Annotated in this window: 19 protein-coding genes; 13 read left to right on the top strand and 6 right to left on the bottom strand. The window is 68.9% G+C overall.

The window, feature by feature from the left end; translation table 11 throughout:
• Positions 1 to 24: 24 nt before the first annotated feature.
• A complete protein-coding gene (locus tag C8K38_RS01970) occupies positions 25 to 600 on the bottom strand; it encodes a putative immunity protein (protein WP_097210017.1) in 576 nt (191 codons plus the stop codon).
• 203 nt (positions 601 to 803) lie between these two features.
• Between C8K38_RS01970 and C8K38_RS01975 the strand changes: the two genes are divergently transcribed.
• Positions 804 to 1,442, top strand: a complete 639-nt coding sequence (locus C8K38_RS01975; protein WP_077040433.1) for a response regulator — start codon at positions 804 to 806, stop codon at positions 1,440 to 1,442.
• A gap of 1 nt (position 1,443) precedes the next feature.
• Positions 1,444 to 2,628: a sensor histidine kinase gene (locus tag C8K38_RS01980; protein WP_097210018.1), complete on the top strand. Its 1,185-nt coding sequence runs from the start codon at positions 1,444 to 1,446 to the stop codon at positions 2,626 to 2,628.
• A 4-nt stretch (positions 2,629 to 2,632) separates the two neighbouring features.
• On the opposite strand, the gene C8K38_RS01985 is transcribed toward C8K38_RS01980, so the two are convergent.
• Positions 2,633 to 3,757: a nitric oxide synthase oxygenase gene (locus tag C8K38_RS01985; RefSeq protein WP_179800447.1), complete on the bottom strand. Its 1,125-nt coding sequence runs from the start codon at positions 3,755 to 3,757 to the stop codon at positions 2,633 to 2,635.
• A 263-nt stretch (positions 3,758 to 4,020) separates the two neighbouring features.
• Here C8K38_RS01985 and C8K38_RS01990 point away from each other — a divergent pair, with 263 nt between their 5' ends.
• From C8K38_RS01990 to C8K38_RS02040, 11 genes are all read left to right on the top strand, one after another.
• On the top strand, positions 4,021 to 5,184 hold the full coding sequence (locus tag C8K38_RS01990; RefSeq protein WP_179800425.1) for a globin domain-containing protein: 1,164 nt from the start codon (positions 4,021 to 4,023) through the stop codon (positions 5,182 to 5,184).
• Between the two features lie 109 nt (positions 5,185 to 5,293).
• On the top strand, positions 5,294 to 6,949 hold the full coding sequence (locus C8K38_RS01995) for a flavin-containing monooxygenase (protein ID WP_097210021.1): 1,656 nt from the start codon (positions 5,294 to 5,296) through the stop codon (positions 6,947 to 6,949).
• Positions 6,950 to 7,195: 246 nt separating this feature from the next.
• Entirely contained in the window at positions 7,196 to 8,413 is a 1,218-nt protein-coding gene (locus C8K38_RS02000) for an ABC transporter substrate-binding protein (protein WP_097210022.1), read from the top strand.
• 67 nt (positions 8,414 to 8,480) lie between these two features.
• Positions 8,481 to 9,338 (top strand): branched-chain amino acid ABC transporter permease, encoded by an 858-nt coding sequence (locus C8K38_RS02005; RefSeq protein WP_097210318.1) that lies wholly within the window; start codon positions 8,481 to 8,483, stop codon positions 9,336 to 9,338.
• A 1-nt stretch (position 9,339) separates the two neighbouring features.
• Entirely contained in the window at positions 9,340 to 11,199 is a 1,860-nt protein-coding gene (locus tag C8K38_RS02010) for a branched-chain amino acid ABC transporter ATP-binding protein/permease (protein ID WP_097210023.1), read from the top strand.
• Positions 11,196 to 11,936: an ABC transporter ATP-binding protein gene (locus C8K38_RS02015; RefSeq protein ID WP_097210024.1), complete on the top strand. Its 741-nt coding sequence runs from the start codon at positions 11,196 to 11,198 to the stop codon at positions 11,934 to 11,936. Before C8K38_RS02010 ends, C8K38_RS02015 begins: the two co-directional genes overlap by 4 nt.
• Before the next feature lie 255 nt (positions 11,937 to 12,191).
• Entirely contained in the window at positions 12,192 to 13,334 is a 1,143-nt protein-coding gene (locus C8K38_RS02020; RefSeq protein ID WP_257017009.1) for an ABC transporter substrate-binding protein, read from the top strand.
• Positions 13,334 to 14,221, top strand: coding sequence for an ABC transporter permease (locus tag C8K38_RS02025; protein WP_218840945.1), 888 nt, complete (start codon positions 13,334 to 13,336; stop codon positions 14,219 to 14,221). Before C8K38_RS02020 ends, C8K38_RS02025 begins: the two co-directional genes overlap by 1 nt.
• On the top strand, positions 14,209 to 15,123 hold the full coding sequence (locus tag C8K38_RS02030; protein ID WP_108168796.1) for an ABC transporter permease: 915 nt from the start codon (positions 14,209 to 14,211) through the stop codon (positions 15,121 to 15,123). Before C8K38_RS02025 ends, C8K38_RS02030 begins: the two co-directional genes overlap by 13 nt.
• On the top strand, positions 15,120 to 16,217 hold the full coding sequence (locus C8K38_RS02035) for an ABC transporter ATP-binding protein (RefSeq protein WP_097210026.1): 1,098 nt from the start codon (positions 15,120 to 15,122) through the stop codon (positions 16,215 to 16,217). Before C8K38_RS02030 ends, C8K38_RS02035 begins: the two co-directional genes overlap by 4 nt.
• A 25-nt stretch (positions 16,218 to 16,242) precedes the next feature.
• Entirely contained in the window at positions 16,243 to 16,998 is a 756-nt protein-coding gene (locus C8K38_RS02040; protein WP_097210027.1) for a GntR family transcriptional regulator, read from the top strand.
• On the opposite strand, the gene C8K38_RS27340 is transcribed toward C8K38_RS02040, so the two are convergent.
• The 4 genes from C8K38_RS27340 to C8K38_RS02050 form a co-directional block, all read right to left on the bottom strand.
• Complete coding sequence (locus C8K38_RS27340; RefSeq protein ID WP_209928446.1) at positions 16,985 to 17,545, bottom strand: HD domain-containing protein; 561 nt, start codon at positions 17,543 to 17,545, stop codon at positions 16,985 to 16,987. The two genes, C8K38_RS02040 and C8K38_RS27340, sit on opposite strands and share 14 nt — an antisense overlap.
• Positions 17,542 to 18,672, bottom strand: a complete 1,131-nt coding sequence (gene tmpA, locus C8K38_RS02045; protein WP_218840946.1) for a 2-trimethylaminoethylphosphonate dioxygenase — start codon at positions 18,670 to 18,672, stop codon at positions 17,542 to 17,544. Before tmpA ends, C8K38_RS27340 begins: the two co-directional genes overlap by 4 nt.
• Before the next feature lie 80 nt (positions 18,673 to 18,752).
• Complete coding sequence (locus C8K38_RS27020; protein WP_179800426.1) at positions 18,753 to 18,905, bottom strand: antibiotic biosynthesis monooxygenase; 153 nt, start codon at positions 18,903 to 18,905, stop codon at positions 18,753 to 18,755.
• 29 nt (positions 18,906 to 18,934) lie between these two features.
• Entirely contained in the window at positions 18,935 to 19,486 is a 552-nt protein-coding gene (locus C8K38_RS02050; RefSeq protein ID WP_097210028.1) for a nuclear transport factor 2 family protein, read from the bottom strand.
• Positions 19,487 to 19,606: the final 120 nt, after the last annotated feature.

The following is a 19,606-nucleotide window of genomic DNA, read 5'->3' on the forward strand; positions in this document are numbered from 1 at the left end:
GCTCCGTTTGATGGCGACGATTGGTTAGCGATCGGTCGCCAGTCGTCGCAATGATGCGTCCAGGTCCCGTACTAGCGCTCCGACACGGCCGCGACCGCTCGGGGCGTTCGGGTAACGCGTCAGGACGCTCACCACGACGGGGCTTGCCAGATCTTCTGCCTTCTCGATGTATTCGGCGCCGACGCTGTGGTCGTCGCATGCATCGAGCTCAAAGGCTCGAGCCGCGTGGGCGGCCGGTCCGAGGATGTGCAAGACCTGAGTCGCTTTTGCCAGCGGATGCAGGAACGCCGCACTGGCCGCGGCAACGGCAGCCCGCGCAGCAGCGCTCGCCGCAGCGCTCGCCGCAGCCTGTCCTGCATCACGTGTCTCTTGATAGGCCCGGTTTGCCGCCCACGCGTTGTCCCGGATCGCCTTGGTCCGCTTGGCTCCCTCCACGAACGTCTGCGCAGCGTCGATCGCTGCACGTGGGCGCCGATCGTCAGGGTGTTCACGTTCGAAGATGGCCAAGGCGGGCTCCGCGCAGGTCACGGCAAAGCGCGTGATCTCGCGCAGTTCAGCCATGCTGAGTTCTATCGTAAGTTTCTCGTCGGCCACATTCATGACACTCAACCGTATCGTTGAACTGTCCGTTGAAGCTTTCCAGTGATATTGGCAGGACAGTGACGCAAAACCTTCAATATGGTCGGCGACTCAGGCGACAGGCCTTTGGCCCGGCCGCTGCGCCGGTATCCGGCGAATTGCCAGATCGCGGTCGGAGCCTCGTGAGACAGTGAGCCATGGCCGGTCTCGGGTCGTGGTGAGCGATGGTCGAGAAGGTACGCGTCGTGGTCGCCGACGATCATCCGCTCTTTCGTGACGGCGTCGTCCGGGCGCTCGTCGGGAGCGGCGCCGTCGAGGTGGTGGGGGAGGCCGACGACGGGGCCGCCGCGCTGGCGTTGATCAGGGAGCATCGACCGCAGGTCGCGCTGGTCGACTACCGGATGCCGCAGCTCGACGGGAGTCAGGTCGCGGCCGCCGTGCGCCGCGACGAACTGGGCACCCGGGTGTTGCTGCTCTCCGCGCACGACGAGTCCGCGATCGTGTACCACGCGGTGCAGGAGGGCGCGGCCGGGTTCCTGCCGAAGGAGTCGACGCGGGCCGAGATCGTGGCCGCGGTCCTCGACTGCGCGAAGGGTCGCGACGTGCTCCCCGCCGGCCTGGCCGCGGGCCTGCTCGGCGAGGTCCGGCGGCACGCCGAGCCCACCGGTCCGGCGCTGAGCGCCCGCGAGCGGGAGGTGCTGGCGGCCATCGCCCGCGGGTTGACGATCCCGGCAATCGCGGGGGAGCTGTTCCTGGCGCCGTCCACGGTGAAGACCCACGTGCAGCGGCTGTACGAGAAGCTGGGGGTGAGCGATCGCGCGGCGGCGGTGGCCGAGGCCATGCGCCGGGGATTGCTGGAGTGACGTGGCGGGCCGTGATCGGGACCGTGTCGTCGAGCGGTACGCGACGGAGGCCGTGCGGGTCACCGCCGTCCTTCGGCTCCCGCTGATCGCGCTGATCGCGCTGCTGGGTCCGGTCGTCCGCATCGAGCACTGGATGCCGACGCTGTTCCGGCTGGTCCTGCTGGGGTACGCCGTCGCGGCGGCGGTGTGGCTCGCGGTGGTGCTGCGCAGGCAGGTGCGGCCGTGGGCGGGCTGGGCGTCCACCGGCGTCGACATCGCGGCGCTGCTCGCGCTCTGCCTGGCGTCCGGCGGCGCGACCTCCTCGCTGCTACCGGTGTTCTTCCTGCTGCCGGTGGCGGTGGCGTTCCAGTACCGGCCCGCGCTGACCGCCTCCCTCGGCACCTGCACGGCCGTCGGCTACCTGTTGGTGTGGATCTTCTACGCGGTCCGAGACGACCTCGTCGACCTGCCGGGAGTGGTGTTCCTGTACTTCGGTTTCCTGTTGTGGCTCACCGCCGCGACCACCGCGCTGTCCTTCGTCCTTATGCGCCGCTCGGGGACCGTGATCTCGCTGCTGGACGTGCGCCGACGCCTGGTCGCCGAGTCGATGGGGGCGGAGGAGCGCGAGCGCAGGCGACTGGCCGAGCACCTGCACGACGGCCCGCTGCAGAACGTCCTCGCCGCCCGGATGGACCTCGAGGAGGCGATCGAGCGCGACCGGGACCCCGCACTGGTGGCCGCGGAGGCCGCGCTGCGCGAGACCGCCACCCAGCTCCGTTCGACGGTCACCACGCTGCACCCGCAGGTGCTCGAGCAGCTGGGCCTGACGGCGGCGCTGCGTGAGCTGGCCGACGGGCATGGCCGCCGCGGCGGCTACGAGATGCGGGTGCGGCTGGAGGAGGTGGGCAGGCCGGACTGTCAGTCGCAGCTCTACCGGGTGGCAAGGGAGGCGCTCGGCAACGTCGACAAGCATGCGCACGCGCGCCGGGTCGAGGTGCTGCTGGCCCGCACCGCCACGGCCATCACCCTCGAGGTGGCCGACGACGGTGTCGGCTTCGACCCGGACGACCTGCCCGCGCGGGTCGCCGAGGGGCACATCGGGCTGGCCTCGCAGTTCCTCCGGATCGAGAACCTGGGCGGGACCCTGGAGCTGACGTCGGCGCCGGGGGAGGGCACCCGTGTGGTGGCGACGGTCCCCTCGTCCTGATGGATCAGATCGGGCAGCCGGAAGCCGGTGTCCTGCTGACGAAGTTCGGCCGGACATCGAGATCGGGGTCGTCGTAGAGCCGGTGGAAGGTCGGCGTCAATGCCGCGGACATCGGTGGGTTGATCCACGACCAGTCCGTCGGGCAGGTGCGCCCGGCCTTCTCCTCACGGCCGACGAAGTCGAGGAACTGCTTGGCCACCGTGTGGTGGTCGACCATGATCACCCCCGCCTCCCGGTAGCTGTGGATGACCGCCCGGTTCAGCTCGACCAGCGCCCGGTCCTTCCATAGCGTGCGGTCCGAGCTCATGTCGAGCCGCAGCTTCTTGGCGATGGTCGGCAGCATGTCGTACCGGTCCTCGTCGCTGAAGTTGCGGGCACCGACCTCGGTGCTCACGTACCAGCCGTTGAACGGCGCGCAGGGGTAGGTGAGCCCGCCGATCTCCAGGTCCATGTCGGACACCGCGGGCACCGCGTGCCACTTGAGGCCCAGCTTGGCGAACCACTTGTAGTTCGGGTGCTCGAGCGGGACCTCGAGAACCAGGTCCTCGGGCACCTCGAACCACTGCAGCGGCTCGTCGGGGACCGAGATCAGCAACGGCAGCACGTCGAACCGGGTGCCCTCGCCCTTCCAGCCCATCTTCGTCACCTGTTCGGTGAGTGCGACGTGCCACGGGTCGCCGGTGATGCTGCCGTCCTCGTTGCGGTACCCCGCGTAGCGGATGAGCTGGGGGCTGAGGATGCGGAACTCCCGGCCGTCCGGGAGCGGTCGCGGGCCGATGGTGATCACCGACTGCAGCGCGCCGCCGTTGGTGGCGACCCGCAGGTGTTCCCAGCACGCCTCGGCCAGTTCCGCCGCGGTCACCGCGTGGCGGGCGTCGATCAGCTTGAGGGTGCGCCAGTGATTGCGCCCCACACAGCGCGCGTGGTTCCGCCAGGCGAGCTTCGCCCCGATCAGGAGTTCCTCGGCGGTGTGCTCGTAGCGCCCGGTGAGCGCGAACTCGTCGAGTGCCGCGGTGTGCCGTTCCGCGGGCAGGTGCGCCAGCTCCGGTTGCGCGAAGAACTCGGTGCACTCGCGCAGCCGCCGCTCCAGGTCCTCGGTTGTCGACGTCCGGGCGCTCGCGGCCGAAATGTCGCGGAGCCCTTCCTCTCCGGAGGCTATGACCACGGTGACGGAACTCCATTCTGCCGCCCCCGCGGCGGCCTCACATCGACGAAGACCCTAGTGTGAGAACCGTCAGTCTGCGAGTTGAACGGACGTTCTACTAGTACGTGTTTCGGATGTGGCGATTCCTCGCTAGACTTCCCCAAACCCAACGGCAACCAGCCGGAGGGGCCACGCGACCTGCAGAGGACACCGCAGGCCGCGTTTGTATGCGGAACGGGGACTCTGCAGTGGATTCAACGGCTATTTCGCTTGTCCGAACGACCTTCAAGGCCGTGGCGGCAATCGACGACGGACCGGCTCGGCTGACGCAGTCGTTCTACTCCGTGTTGTTCGCGAACAACCCCGACGTCCGCGAGTTCTTCCCCGCCGCCATGGAGGCCCAGCGAGAGCGGCTGGTCCACGCGATCGCCTACGTCATCGACCAGCTCGACGACCCTGAGCCGGTTCTCCTGTTCCTCGCCCAGCTCGGCCGCGATCACCGCAAGTACGGCGTGGTCGACGCGCACTACACCGCCGTCGGCAACGCGCTGATCTTCGCGCTCAAGAACTTCGCGGGCAACGAGATGTGGACCGACGAGGTCGACAACGCCTGGCGCGAGGCCATCGCCCTGATCGCCTCGGTGATGATGGAGGCCGCGAACGCCGAGACCGGCCCCGCGACCTGGACCGGCACCGTCGTCGAGCACAAGCAGGTGCTCCAGGATGTCGCGGTGGTCCGGCTGCAGCTGGACCGGCCGATGGAGTACGGCGCCGGCCAGTACGTGAGCGTGACCGTCCCCGGCCGTCCCCGCATGTGGCGCTACCTCTCGCCCGCCATCCCGGCGAACCCCGAGGGGCAGATCGAGTTCCATGTCCGGCGCGTCTCCGGCGGCTGGGTGAGCCCGGCGATGGTCGGCCAGACCAACCTCGGCGACACCTGGGTGATGGGTTCCCCGCTCGGCGCGCTCGGCGTGGACCGCACCCAGAACCGGGACATGCTGATGATCGGGTCGGGAACGGGCATCGCCCCGCTGCGCGCGCAGCTGATGGAGATGGCGATGCGCGCGAACAACCCGAACGTGCACGTGTTCGTGGGCGGCAACTACCCGTGCGACCTGTACGACATCGAGACCCTGTGGCAGCTGTCGCTGACCAACCCGTGGCTGACCGTCATCCCGGTCTCCGAGGAGGACACCAACCCCTGGTTCCACCTCGACCCGATCCCGTCCCCGCCCGCCGGGATGTACAAGCGGATCACCGGCAAGGTCAGCGCCGTCGCCGCCGATTTCGGTGACTGGTCGAACCACGACATCCAGATCGTCGGGTCCGCCTCCACGATCCAGACCGCGAAGTTCCGGCTGCAGGCCAAGGGTGTCCCGGTCGAGAACATGCGGCACGACCCCCTGTACTGATCCGGGTCAGGGCATCGCACCGCCCGGTCAGCGGGAGAGGCGGTAGGCCACGGTGACGCCGCCGCAATAGCGTCGCTGGAGAGAGAGTCTCCAGCGAAAGGCAGTCACCGTGAACGCCCAGTCAGCTTCGTCCGCAGGGACCGCTTCCCCTCAGGCCGACACAGCAGCCGACGTCGACGTGGTCGTCGTCGGCGCCGGCTTTGCCGGGCTCTACGCGCTCCATCGGCTCCGAGGAGCAGGGCTCACGGTGCGGGTGTTCGAGGCGGGCGACGGGGTCGGTGGCGTCTGGTACTGGAACAGGTACCCCGGCGCGCGCTGCGACGTCGAGAGCGTCGACTACTCGTACTCGTTCTCCGAAGAACTGCAGCAGGATTGGGACTGGAGCGAGAAGTACGCCACCCAGCCGGAGATCCTGCGCTACGTCAACCATGTCGCGGACCGCTTCGACCTGCGCCGCGACATCACCTTCGGCACCAGGGTGACCGACACGGTGCTCGACGAGCAGACGCTGCGCTGGCAGGTCAGCACGGATGCGGGCGAGACGATCTCCGCCCGGTTCGTCATCTTCGCGGTCGGCCCGCTGTCCAATGCGAACATCCCCGCCATCGAGGGCCTCGACGAGTTCCAGGGCGGGGTCTATCACACCGCGCACTGGCCGCACGAGGGCGTCGACTTCACGGGCAAGCGGGTCGGCGTGATCGGGACGGGATCCTCCGGCATCCAGACGATCCCGTTCATCGCGGAGCAGGCCGAGCAGCTGCACGTGTTCCAGCGCAGCGCGAACTACAGCGTGCCCGCGGGCAACGTGCCGCTCGACGAGGAGACCAGGCGCGCGCAGAAGGCGGGCTACGCCGAGCGACGCAGGCTCTCGTTCCTCAGCGGCGGCGGCTCCCCGCACCAGGCGCACCCCAGCAACGCCCTCGAGGTCTCGGAGGAGGAGCGGCGCGAGGCCTACGAGAAGCGCTGGCAGCTCGGCGGGGTGCTGTTCAGCAAGACGTTCCCGGACCAGGTGCTCGATGCCGACGCCAACGCCACCGCCAGGGAGTTCTGGGAGGGCAAGGTGCGCGCGGTCATCGACGACCCCGAGGTCGCGGAGCTGCTGATCCCGAAGGACCACGCGATCGGCACCAAGCGGATCTGCACCGACGCCAACTACTACCAGACCTACAACCGCGCCAACGTGAACCTGGTGAACCTCAAGGCCACCCCGATCGCCCGCATCGACGCGACCGGCGTCAACACGACCGGCGAGCGCTACGAGCTGGACGCCCTCGTGCTGGCCACCGGGTTCGATGCGATGACCGGTTCGCTCGAGAAGGTGAACATCGTCGGCCGCGACGGCCGGACGTTGAACCAGGCGTGGGCGGAGGGCCCGCGGACCTACCTCGGCCTCGGCACGGACGGGTTCCCCAACCTGTTCAACCTGACCGGGCCGGGCAGCCCGTCGGTGCTCGCGAACATGGTGCTGCACTCGGAGCTGCACGTGAACTGGGTCGCTGACCTGATCGAACACCTCGACACCCACGGCGCCGTCGCCGTCGAGGCGACCGCCGATGCGGTCACCGCGTGGGGACGCGAGTGCACCGATCGGGCCGCGTCCACGCTCATGACCACGGCGAACTCGTGGTACCTCGGCGCCAACATCCCCGGTAAGCCGCGGGTGTTCATGCCGTTCGTCGGCGGCTTCGGCGCCTACGGCGAGATCATCGCCGAGGTCGCGGCCGCCGGGTACAAGGGATTCGAGCTCATCGAGGCGGGTGCCTGACCACACCGTCCCGGTGCTGATTGGGACACGTCCAAGTCGACGGCGTCCAGGTCGAGGGCACTGAAAGACGCTGGGCGCCAGACGGTGGCGCCCAGTGTCTAGTCGTATCCGCAGGACCTTTTCTGAAACGTGTTGCAATTCAATCCGTTTCGTTATCTGGATCACAGTGTCGGGCTTGACGTTACTTAGATCACACCCTTACGCTCCCCCGAGCAACTGCTTGCTTATCCGAACGAGGAGACCTGCATGAAGAATCGGCATTCTGCCCTCGTGGCGGCGCTCGCTGTGTCGGCGGTCGCGCTCGCGGGCTGCTCCGGATCGAGCTCCGGCGCCGATACCGGATCGGACGGTCCCTATCGGGTTCTCGTCACCGGCGCCATCAGCGGTCAGGGTGCACTGGCTGCGAACTCCCAAACTTCGATCCTCTCCGCGAAGGCGGGCGTCGAGGCCGTGAACCAGGCCGGTGGCATCGGCGGTCGTCAGGTCGAACTCACCGTGGCCGACGACGGTGGCGACGCCACGCGGGCGGTCTCGAACCTGCGCGAGGCCGTCGCCTCCGGCAAGAAGCCTGACCTGTACCTGAATTCGGGGCCGTCGACGGTGTCCGCCGCGACCCTGCCGATCCTCAAGCAGAACAAGATCTTGTCCTTCAACATCGGGCCGACCGCGGAATCGTCGGACCCGAACGAGTTCCCGCTCAATTTCGACCTGGCATCGGGCCCCGACGAGAACGCCGCCACGATGGCGCGGTACATCAAGGGCAAGGGCTACCAGTCGGTGGGAACCATCCACGGCAGCAGCGCCTACGGCGAGGTCTTCGGGGAGGCGATGGAGGACGCGCTCGGCGCTGAAGGGGTGAGCAGCACGGGATCCGAGGAGTATGACGTCGCCGCGCTCGACATGACGGCGCAGCTCCAGGCGCTCAAGAACAAGGGAACCCAGGCCCTCGTCATCGATGCCTACGGCGCACCGCTCGGCTATCTGCTGAACAGCCTTCAGCGGCTCGAATGGAACATCCCTCTGATCGGCAACACCTCGGTTTCGGGCACGTCGCTCGTGTCCAAGCCCGCGCCGGAGGGTGTGCTGGGCACTCCGCCCACCGCGAACCTGGTGATGCACGTGCTGTCGAGCACCGTCTACAACCCGGACGATGCGGCCGTCAACACCATGGTCGAGAACATGAAGGCGCTCGGCGACATCCCCTCGACGCTGATTCTCGCGGACAACTACGACGCGCTTCCGCTCGTGGTGGCGGCGGCGAACAAGGTCGGATCGTCAACCGACCCGGAGGCATTGGCCGACGCACTGGAGAACCAGGAGGTTCTCGACACCGCGAAAACCGCCTTCGCGCCTGCCTACCACTACACGGCGGAGTCGCACGCGTCGAAGCCCGGCGACGCGGCCTACGAGTTCGTTCCGCCGAGCAAGTTGCTCAACGGTCAGTACGGCAATCCGGCCGCCTGATCGATCCCTGATTGCTGACGGTGCGGTCGCCCTGGCGGTGGCCGCACAGTCGTGAGGAGTGGAGCAGATGACCATTCTCTGGTCGGGCCTCGCACTCGGCGCCGTATACACGCTGGTTGCGATCGGCTACAACATCGTGTTCGTCTCGTCCAACACCTTCAACTTCGCGCAGGCGCAGCTGATGATGGTCGGCACCTTCGTCGCGTACACCGGCCTGGTCACGCTGAAGCTGCCCGTCCTCGTCGTTGCCGTGATGGCGACCGTGACGGTGATGATCCTCGCCGGGCTCGAGGAGGTGATCGCGGTCCGGCCAGTGAAGGACCACCAGAACCAACTCGTCACCACCTTGGGGGTCGCGACCCTGATCAGCGGTGCGACACAGCTGATCTGGGGCAGCGAACCGTTGACCGTGCCGTTCTTCGGTTCCAACGAGCCGATCACCCTGCTCGGTGGCCGCACGTATCCCGTGGAGATCGCGCTGCTGGTCCTCGCGATCGTGCTGGTGGTGCTGCTCGGTCAGTTCAGCAAGCGGACCGTGACCGGGCTTGCGCTGCTAGGTATCTCGGAGGACCGCGAGGCAGCGATGCTGCGGGGCGTGAACGTCCGGGCGCTCGCGCTTGCTGCGTTCGCCGCGTCCGGCGCCCTTGCCGGTTTCCTCGGACTCTTCGTGGGGCCCAAGACTTTCGCCGTCGCCACGCTCGGGTCGGCGCTCGCGATCAAGGGCTTCGTTGCGCTGGCCATCGGTGGGTTCGGATCCCTGCCTGGCGCGCTGGTCGGCGGGCTCACGGTCGGCCTGGTCGAGTCCTACGCCGCCCTGGAACTGGGTAGTGAGTACAGCAACATCGCGGTGTTCGTGGTGCTGATCGTGATCCTCATGGTTCGGCCGGCGGGTCTGTTCGGTCGAGTCCGGGAACGGGTGGTGTGAGATGCAGATCTGGCGTTCCCTCCGTGCGGTGCCGAGCTGGATCTATCCGCTCGCCCTCGCCATCCTCGTGCTGTTCCTGCCCGCGCTCGGGATCGACTTCGCGCTTATCAGGCAGGTGCAGCTCGCCTGCATCCTCGCGCTGGTGGTCAGTGGGCTGAGCCTGAGCCTCGGTTACGCCGGTGAACTCGCGCTCGGCCAGGCCGCCATGTACGCGGCCGGTGCCTACACGGCCGGACTGATGTCCATCGCGGGCTACACCGACATCGTGCTGCAGCTCGTCGCGGCGGGCCTGGTCGCGCTGGCGGTCGGCGTCGTGACCGGTATCCCCGGTCTGCGGCTGGGCAGTTGGTCGCTGGCCATGACCTCGTTCTTCCTGGTGCTGCTCGTGCCCGACATCATCGCGGTGTTCGGCGAGACCACCGGCGGGCGCGGCGGGCTCATCGGAATCGAGCCGGCCACCCTTTTCGGCCACGTGCTCGACCCCGAGAACAACGAGTTCTATCTGGTAATCGTCGTGGTGACGATCGCCTGGTTCGCGGTGATGCGCAACCTCGTGGTGTCCCGCCACGGCATCGCCTTCCGCACCCTCAAGCAGAGCCCGGTGCTGGCCTCGTCGGTCGGCGTCTCGGTGTTCCGGATGAAGCTGCTCGGCTACGCGATCGGCGCCCTCCCCGCCGGGCTCGCGGGTGCCCTGTTCGCGAACATCGACATGTTCGTCACGCCGGAGGCGTTCGGGTTCACCTTCGCCACAGCGGTTCTCGCGGCCTGCATCCTCGGTGGCGCGGCGAGCGTCTACGGGGCGTTGATCGGCGCGGCGATCATCCAGTTCGGTCCCAACCAGGCCTCGGACTTCCAGGAGTACGCGCTGGTCTTCTACGGCGGTTTCCTCATCGTCGGTGGCGTGCTGCTCAGCGGCGGTCTGGCGAAATTCGGGAAGGCGGCGATGGCGCGGCTCGACCGGGCGGCGGGATTGGCCGGCACCCGTACCCCCGATCCGGCCGCGGACGGGCCGAGACCGGCGATGGACCTGATGGAGGGCCGGATCCTCGTCGTCGACGGTATCTCCAAGGCGTTCGGTGGTAATCAGGCGCTGAACAACGCCTCGCTGAGCGCCGAGCCGGGTCAGGTGACCGCGCTGATCGGGCCGAACGGTTCGGGCAAGACCACCATGCTGAACATGATCTGCGGGTTCTACAAGCCAGACTCCGGCCGGATCCTGATCGGGGACAACGAGGTCCAGGGCCTGTCCCCGGACCGTGTCGCCCGGGTCGGTGTCGCCCGGACCTTCCAGACCCCGAACATCCCGGAGCACATCACCGTGCTGGAGGCGGTGGCCTCGGGGCGGTACAGCACCGATCGGGTGTCGATGGTCGCCACCGTGCTGCGGCTGCCCAGCTACCGCAGGGTGCGCGCCGCCGACCTCGCCGAGGCGCAGCGCGCCCTCGAGATGGTCGGGATGTCACACCTGCGCGACGAGACGGCCACCGCGCTGCCCCTTGGCATGCGCAGGCTCCTCGAGGTCGCGCGGTCCGTGGTCGCCGAGCCCCGGGTGCTGCTGCTCGACGAGGTCGCCTCCGGCCTGGACGAGAACGAGGTCGAGCGGCTCGCGGACCTGATCCGCGACCTGCGCGACGCCGGCGCCACGGTGGTGTTGGTGGAGCACAACTTCCGGCTCGTCCTCGAGCTCGCGAACCGCATCGTGGTGCTCGCCCAGGGAGCCGTCATCGCGGACGGCAGCCCCGCCGAGATCGAGCAGAACCCGCGGGTGCTCAGCGAGTACCTCGGCGTCAGCGTCGAGGAGACCGGTGCCCGCACCATCGCCGACGAAGAGGCCGCACTGTCCACGGAGGTGAAGTCATGACCGCAGGCGCCACGACACCGCTACTGAGCGTGCGGAACCTGGAGTCCGGATACGGCGACCTGCGGGTGGTCTGGGACGTCTCGCTCGACGTCTGGCCAGGCAAGGTGACGGCCCTGCTGGGTCGGAACGGTGCGGGCAAGACCAGCACCCTGCGCGCCATCTCCGGGCTGAACAAGATCTCGGCGGGCTCCGTCGAGTTCGACGGGCAGGACATCTCCAAGGTCCCGGCCCACCAGCGGGTCCGACGTGGGATCGCCTACGTCCAGGAGGGCAAGCGGGTCTTCCACCGCCAGACCGTCGAGCAGAACCTCATCCTCGGCGGCTACGTCCGCAAGATGCGGCGGTCCGCGCTCAAGCAGGAGGTCGCGCGGATCTATGACCTGTTCCCGATCCTCGGCGAGAAGCGCGGCCTGCTCGCGGGCTCGATGTCGGGTGGCCAGCAACAGATGCTGGCCATCGGGCAGGCGCTGATGGCCGAGCCGACGCTGCTGCTCCTCGACGAGCCGTCAGGCGGCCTGGCCCCGGTGATCGTCAACGAGGTGATGGAACGGGTGAGCGTGCTCAAGGAGGCCGGGCTCGCGGTGCTGCTCGTCGAGCAGGCGGTCGAGGCGGCGATGAGCGTGGCCGACCACGTCACCGTGCTCGACATCGGACGGGTGGTGATGGACGCCGACGCCGGTGACATCGACGACCTCGCGGTCCTGCGGGACGCGTACTTCGGGCGGGTCGGCGGCTAGGGCCGGTCTCCTGGACAGCAGGGTGAGGATGTTGTCGACGGTCTCGGGGGCATTGGGACTCCTCCGGGACCGCCGTCAACGTTGTGGCGGCGGAGGCATTCCCGGACCGCGGGCCGGGTCACAACCAGGCATTCAGGTTGTGTTCACCTGGCCGCCCCGATCGGTCTCTTGGCTATACAACTTGTGCACGCAGAGTCTGACCTGCTCGGCCAACCGGCCGCAGCGGATGGGCACTCTCACCCTGGAGTCGGACACGTGCGCAGAACATCGATTCGCAACGCGGGCATCATTCTCGTCGCGGGGGCCGTGGTCCTCGGCTCGGCCGCCTGCACCAAGAAGGCTGATGCGACCGCGTCACCCGCCGCCGCGGCCACCGCCACGTCGGTCGCCGACGTCGGCGGGATGGAAGCGCTGATCGCCGCCGCCAAGGCGGAAGGATCGCTGAATCTCATTGCTCTGCCCCGCGACTGGGCAGGCTACGGCGATCTCATCGACAACTTCGGCGCCAAGTACGGCATCTCGGTCACCGTCGACAACCCGGAGGCCAGCAGCGCCGACGAGGTCAACGCGATCAAGTCCCTCAAGGGGCAGGACCGCGCGCCCGACGCGGTCGACGTCGGCACCGCGTTCGCCATCAGCGGTGCCGAAGAGGGGCTCTACGCGCCGTACCGGGTGGCGACCTGGGACGGCATCCCCGAGACGCAGAAGTCGCCCGACGGCACCTGGTACGCGGACTACGGCGGATACATCTCGATCGGCTGCGACGCCGCGAAGGTGGCAGTGTGCCCGGCTTCGTTCGCGGACCTGGCCAAGCCCGAGTACCGGGGCAAGGTCGCGCTGACCGGGGATCCCCTCAAGAGCAACTCCGCCCTGATGTCCGTCTGGTCCGCGGCCCTGGCCAACGGGGGTTCGGTCGACAACATCGCGCCTGGGATCGACTACTTCGGCAAGCTCAAGGCCAGCGGAAACTATGTCCCCGTGAAGGCGACCGCGGCCACGATCCAGTCCGGCGAGACCCCCATCGTCGTCGACTGGGACTACCTGAACGCGGCGAAGACCAAGGACCTCGCGAACGCCGGGGTGCGCTGGAGCGTCGCCGTCTCCAATGACGCGACGATCGGCTCGTACTACGCGCAGGCGATCAGTGCGACCGCACCGCACCCGGCAGCCGCGCGTCTGTGGCAGGAGTACCTCTACAGCGACGAGGGCCAGAACGGCTACCTCGCGGGTTACGCGCGCCCGGCGCGCCTGCCGGCCATGCAGGCCGCGGGAACCGTCGACCCGGCGCTCGCCGAGCACCTGCCCGCGGTGAACGTCAAGGCCGAATTCCCCACGGATGCACAGGCAACCGCGGCGAAGAACACCTTGACGCAGACGTGGGCGAGCACGGTCCAGTAGTGCGATCCGGGACTGCCGCGCGCCGCGCGCGCCTGCCGTGGAGCTGGTTCGGTCTGGTGCCGTTCTTCGGCTACGTGAGCGTCTTCTTCCTGCTGCCCACCGCGGTCATCGCGTACTCGGCGTTCCGGGTGCGCGGCGAGGGCGGCGCCAGCACTTTCGGCGTCGCGAACATGTCCGCCGCGCTCGGCGGCGCCTACCTGGACGCGTTGTGGAACAGCGCGACGATGTCGCTGGTGTGTGCGGTGATCGCTGCCGTGCTCGGGATGGTGCTCGCGTACGCGGTGGCCACCAGCCGGGGCGGGCTGCTGCAGAAACTGGTCTCCACCAGTGCCGCGGTGCTCGCGAACTTCGGTGGGCTGCCGCTGGCGTTCCTCTTCGTCGCGGCGATCGGTAACGCCGGCGTGCTCACCGTCTTCGTGCAGGAGCACCTGGGACTCTCGCTTCGCGACGACCTGGGGTTGGACCTGTACTCGCGGGGCGGGGTGCAGTTCGTGTACCTGTACTTCCTGATCCCGCTCATGGTGCTGGTCATCACCCCGGCGATCGAGGGCCTTCGCCCCGAGTGGCGGGAGGCGGCCGAGGGGCTCGGTGCGCGTGGCTGGCAATACTGGCGTCACGTCGCGGGCCCGGCCCTGCTGCCGCATTTCCTCGGCAGCATCGCGCTGCTCTTCTGCACCGCCTTCTCGTCGTACGCGACCGCTGAGGCGCTCACCAACGGCACGCTGGCGATCACGCCGCTGCGGATCGACGGCGCGCTGTCCGGAAATGTCCTTGCCGGGCAGGAGAACCTGGGGGCGGCTCTTGCCCTGTCCATGATCGTGGTGGTGGTCCCGCTGACCCTGCTCTACCAACTGATGCAGCGGAGGAGTTCGCGATGGTTGCAGTGATCGGCGCGCCGGTGGCACCGAGCACGGTGACACCAACTGCTGGGGCGCCGGCGCCCACCGCCGCCCCGCCGCAGTCTCTGGGCCGCGTGCGCCGGGACGGGCCGCCGGTGCGTTTCTGGCGCGGGGTGGTCCTCGGGCTGGCGGGCCTGTACTTCCTCGGTCCGGTCCTGGTGGCGTTCTGGTTCACTGTGGACGGCGCCGACGGTCCGAGTCTGGCGGCGTACACCCGCATCTTCACGGCGACCGGCTTCGTGGACGCGATGACGAGTTCGCTGCTGCTCGGATTGATCTCGGTGGCAATCACTTTGGCGCTGATGGTGCCGACGATGCTGCTGGTGCACCTGCGGCTGCCGCGGGCGCGGCCCTACGTCGAGGTGTTCTCGCTGCTGCCGCTGGTGATTCCGCCGGTGGCCCTCGTCGTCGGCGTCCGTGGTGTGCTCGGCTGGGGCAACGGCAGCGAGTTCGTCGAGGTCTCTGCCGTGTTCACCGCATTGCAGGACAAGTCCCTGCCCCTGGTGCTCGCGCTGATGTACGTGGTGATCGCCCTGCCGTTCACCTACCGCAGCCTCGATGCCGGGCTGCGTGGCTCGAAGGTGACCGTCCTGGTCGAGGCGGCGCTGAACCTGGGGGCGCGCTGGCCGACGGTGCTGTGGCGCGTCGTGCTCCCGGCCCTGCGGACGTCGCTGCTCAACGCGGGCTTCCTCGCCTTCGCGTTGGTGATGGGCGAGTACACGATCGCGAAAATCCTGATCTTCCCGACCTTCCCGGTGTGGCTCGCCCAGTCCGGCGCCACCGACGGCCAGCTGCAGGTCGCCTTGGCCCTGCTCAGCCTGGCAGTCACCTGGGCGCTGCTGCTGATCGTGGTGGCGGTCGCGGGCCGAACACGAAAGGCAAAGCCATGACGAATCCGAGCGTCCGAAACGAGACCCCGCCTCGCGCCACCGTCAACGGCGGCGGCACGGCCGTCAGCTTCGTCGGCGTCCGGCGCACCTTCGGCGCCGTGAACGCACTGGACGGGCTGGACCTCGACGTCGCCCCGGGCGAACTGGTGGCGCTGCTCGGGCCGTCCGGTTGCGGCAAGACCACCGCTCTGCGGATCCTCGCCGGTTTCGACCAGCCGGACAGCGGGCAGGTGCTGGTCGGCGGTAGCGACGCGGCGGGCCTGCCTGCCAACCGCCGCGACATGGGGATGGTCTTCCAGTCCTACAGCCTCTTCCCCACCATGACTGCCCAGGACAACGTGGCGTTCGGCCTCGGGTTGCGCGGCCGCGGCGGCGGACGCCGGGGCGGCGGGCGGCTGGCCCGGGCGCGGGAGCTGCTCGACCTGGTCGGCCTCGCCGACCACGTCGCCAAGTTCCCGCATCAGCTCTCCGGCGGACAGCAGCAGCGGGTGGCGTTGGCGCGGGCGCTGGCGATCGCCCCCCGCGTCCTGTTGCTCGACGAGCCGCTCTCGGCGCTCGACGCCAAGGTCCGGTACCAGCTGCGGGAGGAGATCCGCCGGATCCAGCTGGACCTGGGCGTGACCACCCTGCTGGTCACCCACGATCAGGAGGAGGCCCTCGCCGTCGCGGATCGGGTTGCGGTGATGCGGGCCGGCCGGCTCGAGCAGTGTGCGCCCCCGAGCGAGGTGTACCGCCGTCCGGCGACGCCCTTCGTCGCCGAGTTCGTCGGCACGATGAACCACATCCCGGCGGTCGCCGTTGACCGTGGCACCGTCCGCGTGGGCGAGCAGACCCTGGTCTGTGACGGAGCGTGGCCCGGGCCGGGCCCGGTGACCGTACTGGCGCGTCCCGAGGCGGTGCTGGTGCACGAGGCCACCGAGGGCGACACAGTCGTCTCGGCAGCGACCTTCTACGGAGCGTCGACGAGGCTGCGGCTGGCACGGCCGGACGGGGCGGAGTTGCTCGCCGACGTCGCCAGCCATCGCGGTGGGGCACTGACGCCCGGCACCCGAGTGCACGTGTCCCTGCTCGACCGCCCGGTGCTGCTGGCGTGAGCCGCCAGGTCGGTACGGTGGTGAGATGAGTGCGGGAGCAAGCGATCTGCCGCTCTACCGGTCGATTGCCGCGGACATCCAGACCGCGATCGAACGCGGTGACTTCGCAGGCGGGGCCACGATGCCGTCGGAGAACGAGCTGACGGCGCGGTATGGCGTCTCCCGTGGGACCATCCGCCAGGCCTTCGCGTTCCTGCGCTCCACCGGGGTGGTGTCCTCGCGACGGGGTGCACGGCGGCAGGTCCGGAGCGGCCCGAAGGTGCAGTCGATGACCGAGCTGGTCAGCTTCTCCCGGTGGGCGCGGGGCCTCGGCGAGACGCCGAGCAGCCGGACGCTGGGCGCTGCCGCGGTGCCGGCGTCCGGGGCGGTCGCGGACAAGCTCGGAGTCGCCGAGGGCGCCAACGTCTTTCACGTCGAACGCGTTCGGCTGTTGGGGGCGGCGCCGACGATGCTGGAGAGCACCTACTACCCGGAGTCGCTCGCGCCGCTGATCGCCGCGATCGACCTGGACGCCGAGTCGATCACCGACCGCCTGGCGGACCACGGCATCGTCTTCGCCGACGCCGAGCACGCCATCGACGCCGTCGCGGCGAGACCCCGGGAGGCCGAGCTGCTCGGCCTCGCTCCCGGAGCGCCGCTGCTGCGGACGGTCCGGCGGACCACCGACCCTGTCGGCGAGGTCCTCGAATGCTCGATCGACCTGTACGCAGGCGAGGCCGTCGCGTTCGTGGTCCGCAACTCGCTGGCCGCCGGGGCGACCAGCCGGGTCAGTTCCCGCTGAGGGTTCGGTCCAGTGCGTCGATGTCGACGCGGAAGTCCGCGAGGGTGACCGCGGGCGCATCGGGGTCCTTGCCCAGGTCGTCGAACCGGCGTAGCAGGCAGGCTTCCTCGGCGTAGGGCTCGGCAGCGAACGCCGCGACCTCCGCCTCGTCCATCACCCCGCCCTGCACCGCCATGGTGAACTTCGAGGCGTCGGAGAGCTTGTCGTAGTAGGTGGGGTCGGTGGCGCACAGGTAGCGCTTGGCCGCGACATGCAGCCTCACCGGCTCGGTCACCGCATCGTCGAACCAGGTGGTCAGCCACTCGGCTGCGACGGCGTCGTGGTGGTTGTCGTTGCCCGACATGAGTTCTCGGCCGCTGATCGCGCCTGAGAAATGGCCGACGTCGTGCAGCACCGCGGCTACCACCAGCTCGGTGGGGGCGCCCGCCGCGCGTGCGGCCCGCCCGGTCTGGAGCATGTGCTGGGCCATGGACACCTGCTCGCCGAGGTACTCCTGCCCGCCCTCTCCGTCGAACAGCGCGGTCAGGGCATCGTAGGCGTGGGTCATCGGATCTCCCGGTAGGTCTCGATGGTGCTCAGCAGTCCGTCCAGGTCCGCGTAGGTGCCCTGGAGGTGTCGGTCACCGTTGGCGGCAAAGGCGGTGCGCGCGTGCAGCAGTCGGGTGTTGTCGAAAATCAGGCAGTCGCCGGCGCCGAGGTGGAAATCGAGCCGGGCCTCGGGTGCGTACAACAGCTCGGCGAAGGCGCGGTAGGCGCGGTAGAACTCGCGCGCGAGGTCGGGACGTAGGCGCGGCACCGCCATCGAGCGGTTGTTGAAACGAATCTCGCGGATGCGGCCGGACTGGTCGAGGGAGATCAGGGGCGTGACCGCGCTCAGGTGGGCGTCGGGGGAGTCGAAGCGGTACGTCACCGCGGTGCCGGTGAGGATCTCGAAGGCGCGGGGGTCGCGCTGGCGCAGGGTTGCCGCGGCCGCGAAGCCGTCGACAAGGCCTGACTCGCCGCCGACCGAGGCGTTGTGCAGGCAGTGCAGGAGCTGGAGCGTCGGCACCGGGTCGCGGTACGGATTGTCGGTGTGGGGGCTGATCGCGAGGCCGGTGAAGGCGAGGTTCACCGCGTTCTCCTCGACCCGCACGTCGAAGAGCCTGCCGTAGTTGGTTTCCCGGACGAAGCCGAACGTCTCGGCCACCTTGGTGACCTGACCTGGCTCGGTCGGCACCCCGCGCAGCAGCGCGAATCCGCATCCCACCACCTCGCGCAGTGCCGGCGTCGGCTCTGCGAGATAGCCGGCCCAGTCGTGGGACCGCAGCGGCGACACCTCGGCGGCCGTACGCCACAGCCGCTTGCCCTGCTCGGTACGCGAATCGGCCAGCGGCGCAGGCGCGTCCGCTGCGATCAGCGCGTCGAGCTCGAAGGTCGACCGGTGGCCGTCGGGGGCGAACTCGACCTCGACGCGGTCGCCGCGGATCCGGGCGTCGCGGACCCGGAGTTCGGCGGGCAGGTCGACGATGTTGAACAGTCGCTGACCGCTCACGGCGTCGCGGCTGGCGGGGTCCGTGCACGCGTCGCGGAGCCACACCGCGGCAACCTCGACCACCTTGCCGTCGACCGTCAGACGCAGGTCGCCGTCGACGACCGACGCGTCGATTGCCCTCTTCTCGATAACTTGGCTGTACATGTCTTCGAGGTTGGCATGGTCGGGCGTGCCGGTCGACAACGCCGGGGTGAACAGTGGGTGGCGGATCAGAGCGTGGCGGATCAGGCGAGTGCGGACGCGTGGTTGGACTCCCAGAGCTCGTAGGTGACGCAGCCGGGCTCGGCGAGCGTCGGCTCGACGAGTGCGAGCATGGCGAGCGCCGCGCGGTCGGCCGCGGCCGGGGCTACCTTCACGCGGATGAAAGCGGTGTGCACGGTGTGTCTTTCAGGTCGTCGTTGTGGTCTCAGGTGGAGACGTGGACCATGTCCACGTACTTGCGCGGCAGGTCCTCGAACGCGATCTTCGTGACGCTCACCGGGCCGGATTGGTAGGAGTCCTCGCCGCCGATGAGCCCGTCGGCGTCCACCGGCCACAGGATCAGCTGTCGGTTCACCACCAGGTAGTCGGCGCTCTCGTCGTCGACCTCGATGCCGACGGATGCGGCATACGCGCCGGGGTAGATCTGCTTGAGGAATCCCTCGGTGACCACGCAGTGGTCGTCCACGACCAGCCGGTCGAGCGCGAACTCGAGCACGTTCGTCTGGGTCCCGATGAACCAGCTGTAGTACGTCCGAACGGCGTCCGTTCCCTTGGGGCCGACGTCCTTTCCGGCGTTCCAGAAGTGGTAGGCGGGGTCCGGGGTGAGGGTGCCCATCAACCGGTCGAGGTCGGGCTCCTCCTCGGCCTGCATGTGCTCCAGAACGGCACCGAGCACCACGCGATGTCGCGGGTTGGTCGTGTCGGCCAGTCGGCTCTGCAGCATCTCCCAGGTGCGGGTCGGATCGATGATCGCCATGTGGGTCTCCAATCGTCGGGTCGATCGAATACTGCCCCGGACGCCCACCGCGACAGGCGGAGTTCGTGCGGACCTCCCGCTGCGCGGGAGAGCTTGTGTCGGCCATGAGGAGTGCCCCTT

The sequence above is a fragment of the Rhodococcus sp. OK611 genome (genome assembly GCF_003050885.1).
GTDB classification, from domain to species: domain Bacteria; phylum Actinomycetota; class Actinomycetes; order Mycobacteriales; family Mycobacteriaceae; genus Rhodococcus_G; species Rhodococcus_G oryzae.

Excerpts from the sequence above, each read along its gene's own strand:
- C8K38_RS01970 (WP_097210017.1), bottom strand. The coding sequence starts at position 600 with ATGAATGTGGCCGACGAGAAACTTACGATAGAACTCAGCATGGCTGAA.
- C8K38_RS01975 (WP_077040433.1), top strand. The coding sequence starts at position 804 with ATGGTCGAGAAGGTACGCGTCGTGGTCGCCGACGATCATCCGCTCTTT.
- C8K38_RS02000 (WP_097210022.1), top strand. The coding sequence starts at position 7,196 with ATGAAGAATCGGCATTCTGCCCTCGTGGCGGCGCTCGCTGTGTCGGCG.
- C8K38_RS02005 (WP_097210318.1), top strand. The coding sequence starts at position 8,481 with ATGACCATTCTCTGGTCGGGCCTCGCACTCGGCGCCGTATACACGCTG.
- C8K38_RS02010 (WP_097210023.1), top strand. The coding sequence starts at position 9,340 with ATGCAGATCTGGCGTTCCCTCCGTGCGGTGCCGAGCTGGATCTATCCG.
- C8K38_RS02015 (WP_097210024.1), top strand. The coding sequence starts at position 11,196 with ATGACCGCAGGCGCCACGACACCGCTACTGAGCGTGCGGAACCTGGAG.
- C8K38_RS02030 (WP_108168796.1), top strand. The coding sequence starts at position 14,209 with ATGGTTGCAGTGATCGGCGCGCCGGTGGCACCGAGCACGGTGACACCA.
- C8K38_RS02035 (WP_097210026.1), top strand. The coding sequence starts at position 15,120 with ATGACGAATCCGAGCGTCCGAAACGAGACCCCGCCTCGCGCCACCGTC.
- C8K38_RS02040 (WP_097210027.1), top strand. The coding sequence starts at position 16,243 with ATGAGTGCGGGAGCAAGCGATCTGCCGCTCTACCGGTCGATTGCCGCG.
- C8K38_RS27340 (WP_209928446.1), bottom strand. The coding sequence starts at position 17,545 with ATGACCCACGCCTACGATGCCCTGACCGCGCTGTTCGACGGAGAGGGC.
- tmpA (WP_218840946.1), bottom strand. The coding sequence starts at position 18,672 with ATGTACAGCCAAGTTATCGAGAAGAGGGCAATCGACGCGTCGGTCGTC.
- C8K38_RS02050 (WP_097210028.1), bottom strand. The coding sequence starts at position 19,486 with ATGGCGATCATCGATCCGACCCGCACCTGGGAGATGCTGCAGAGCCGA.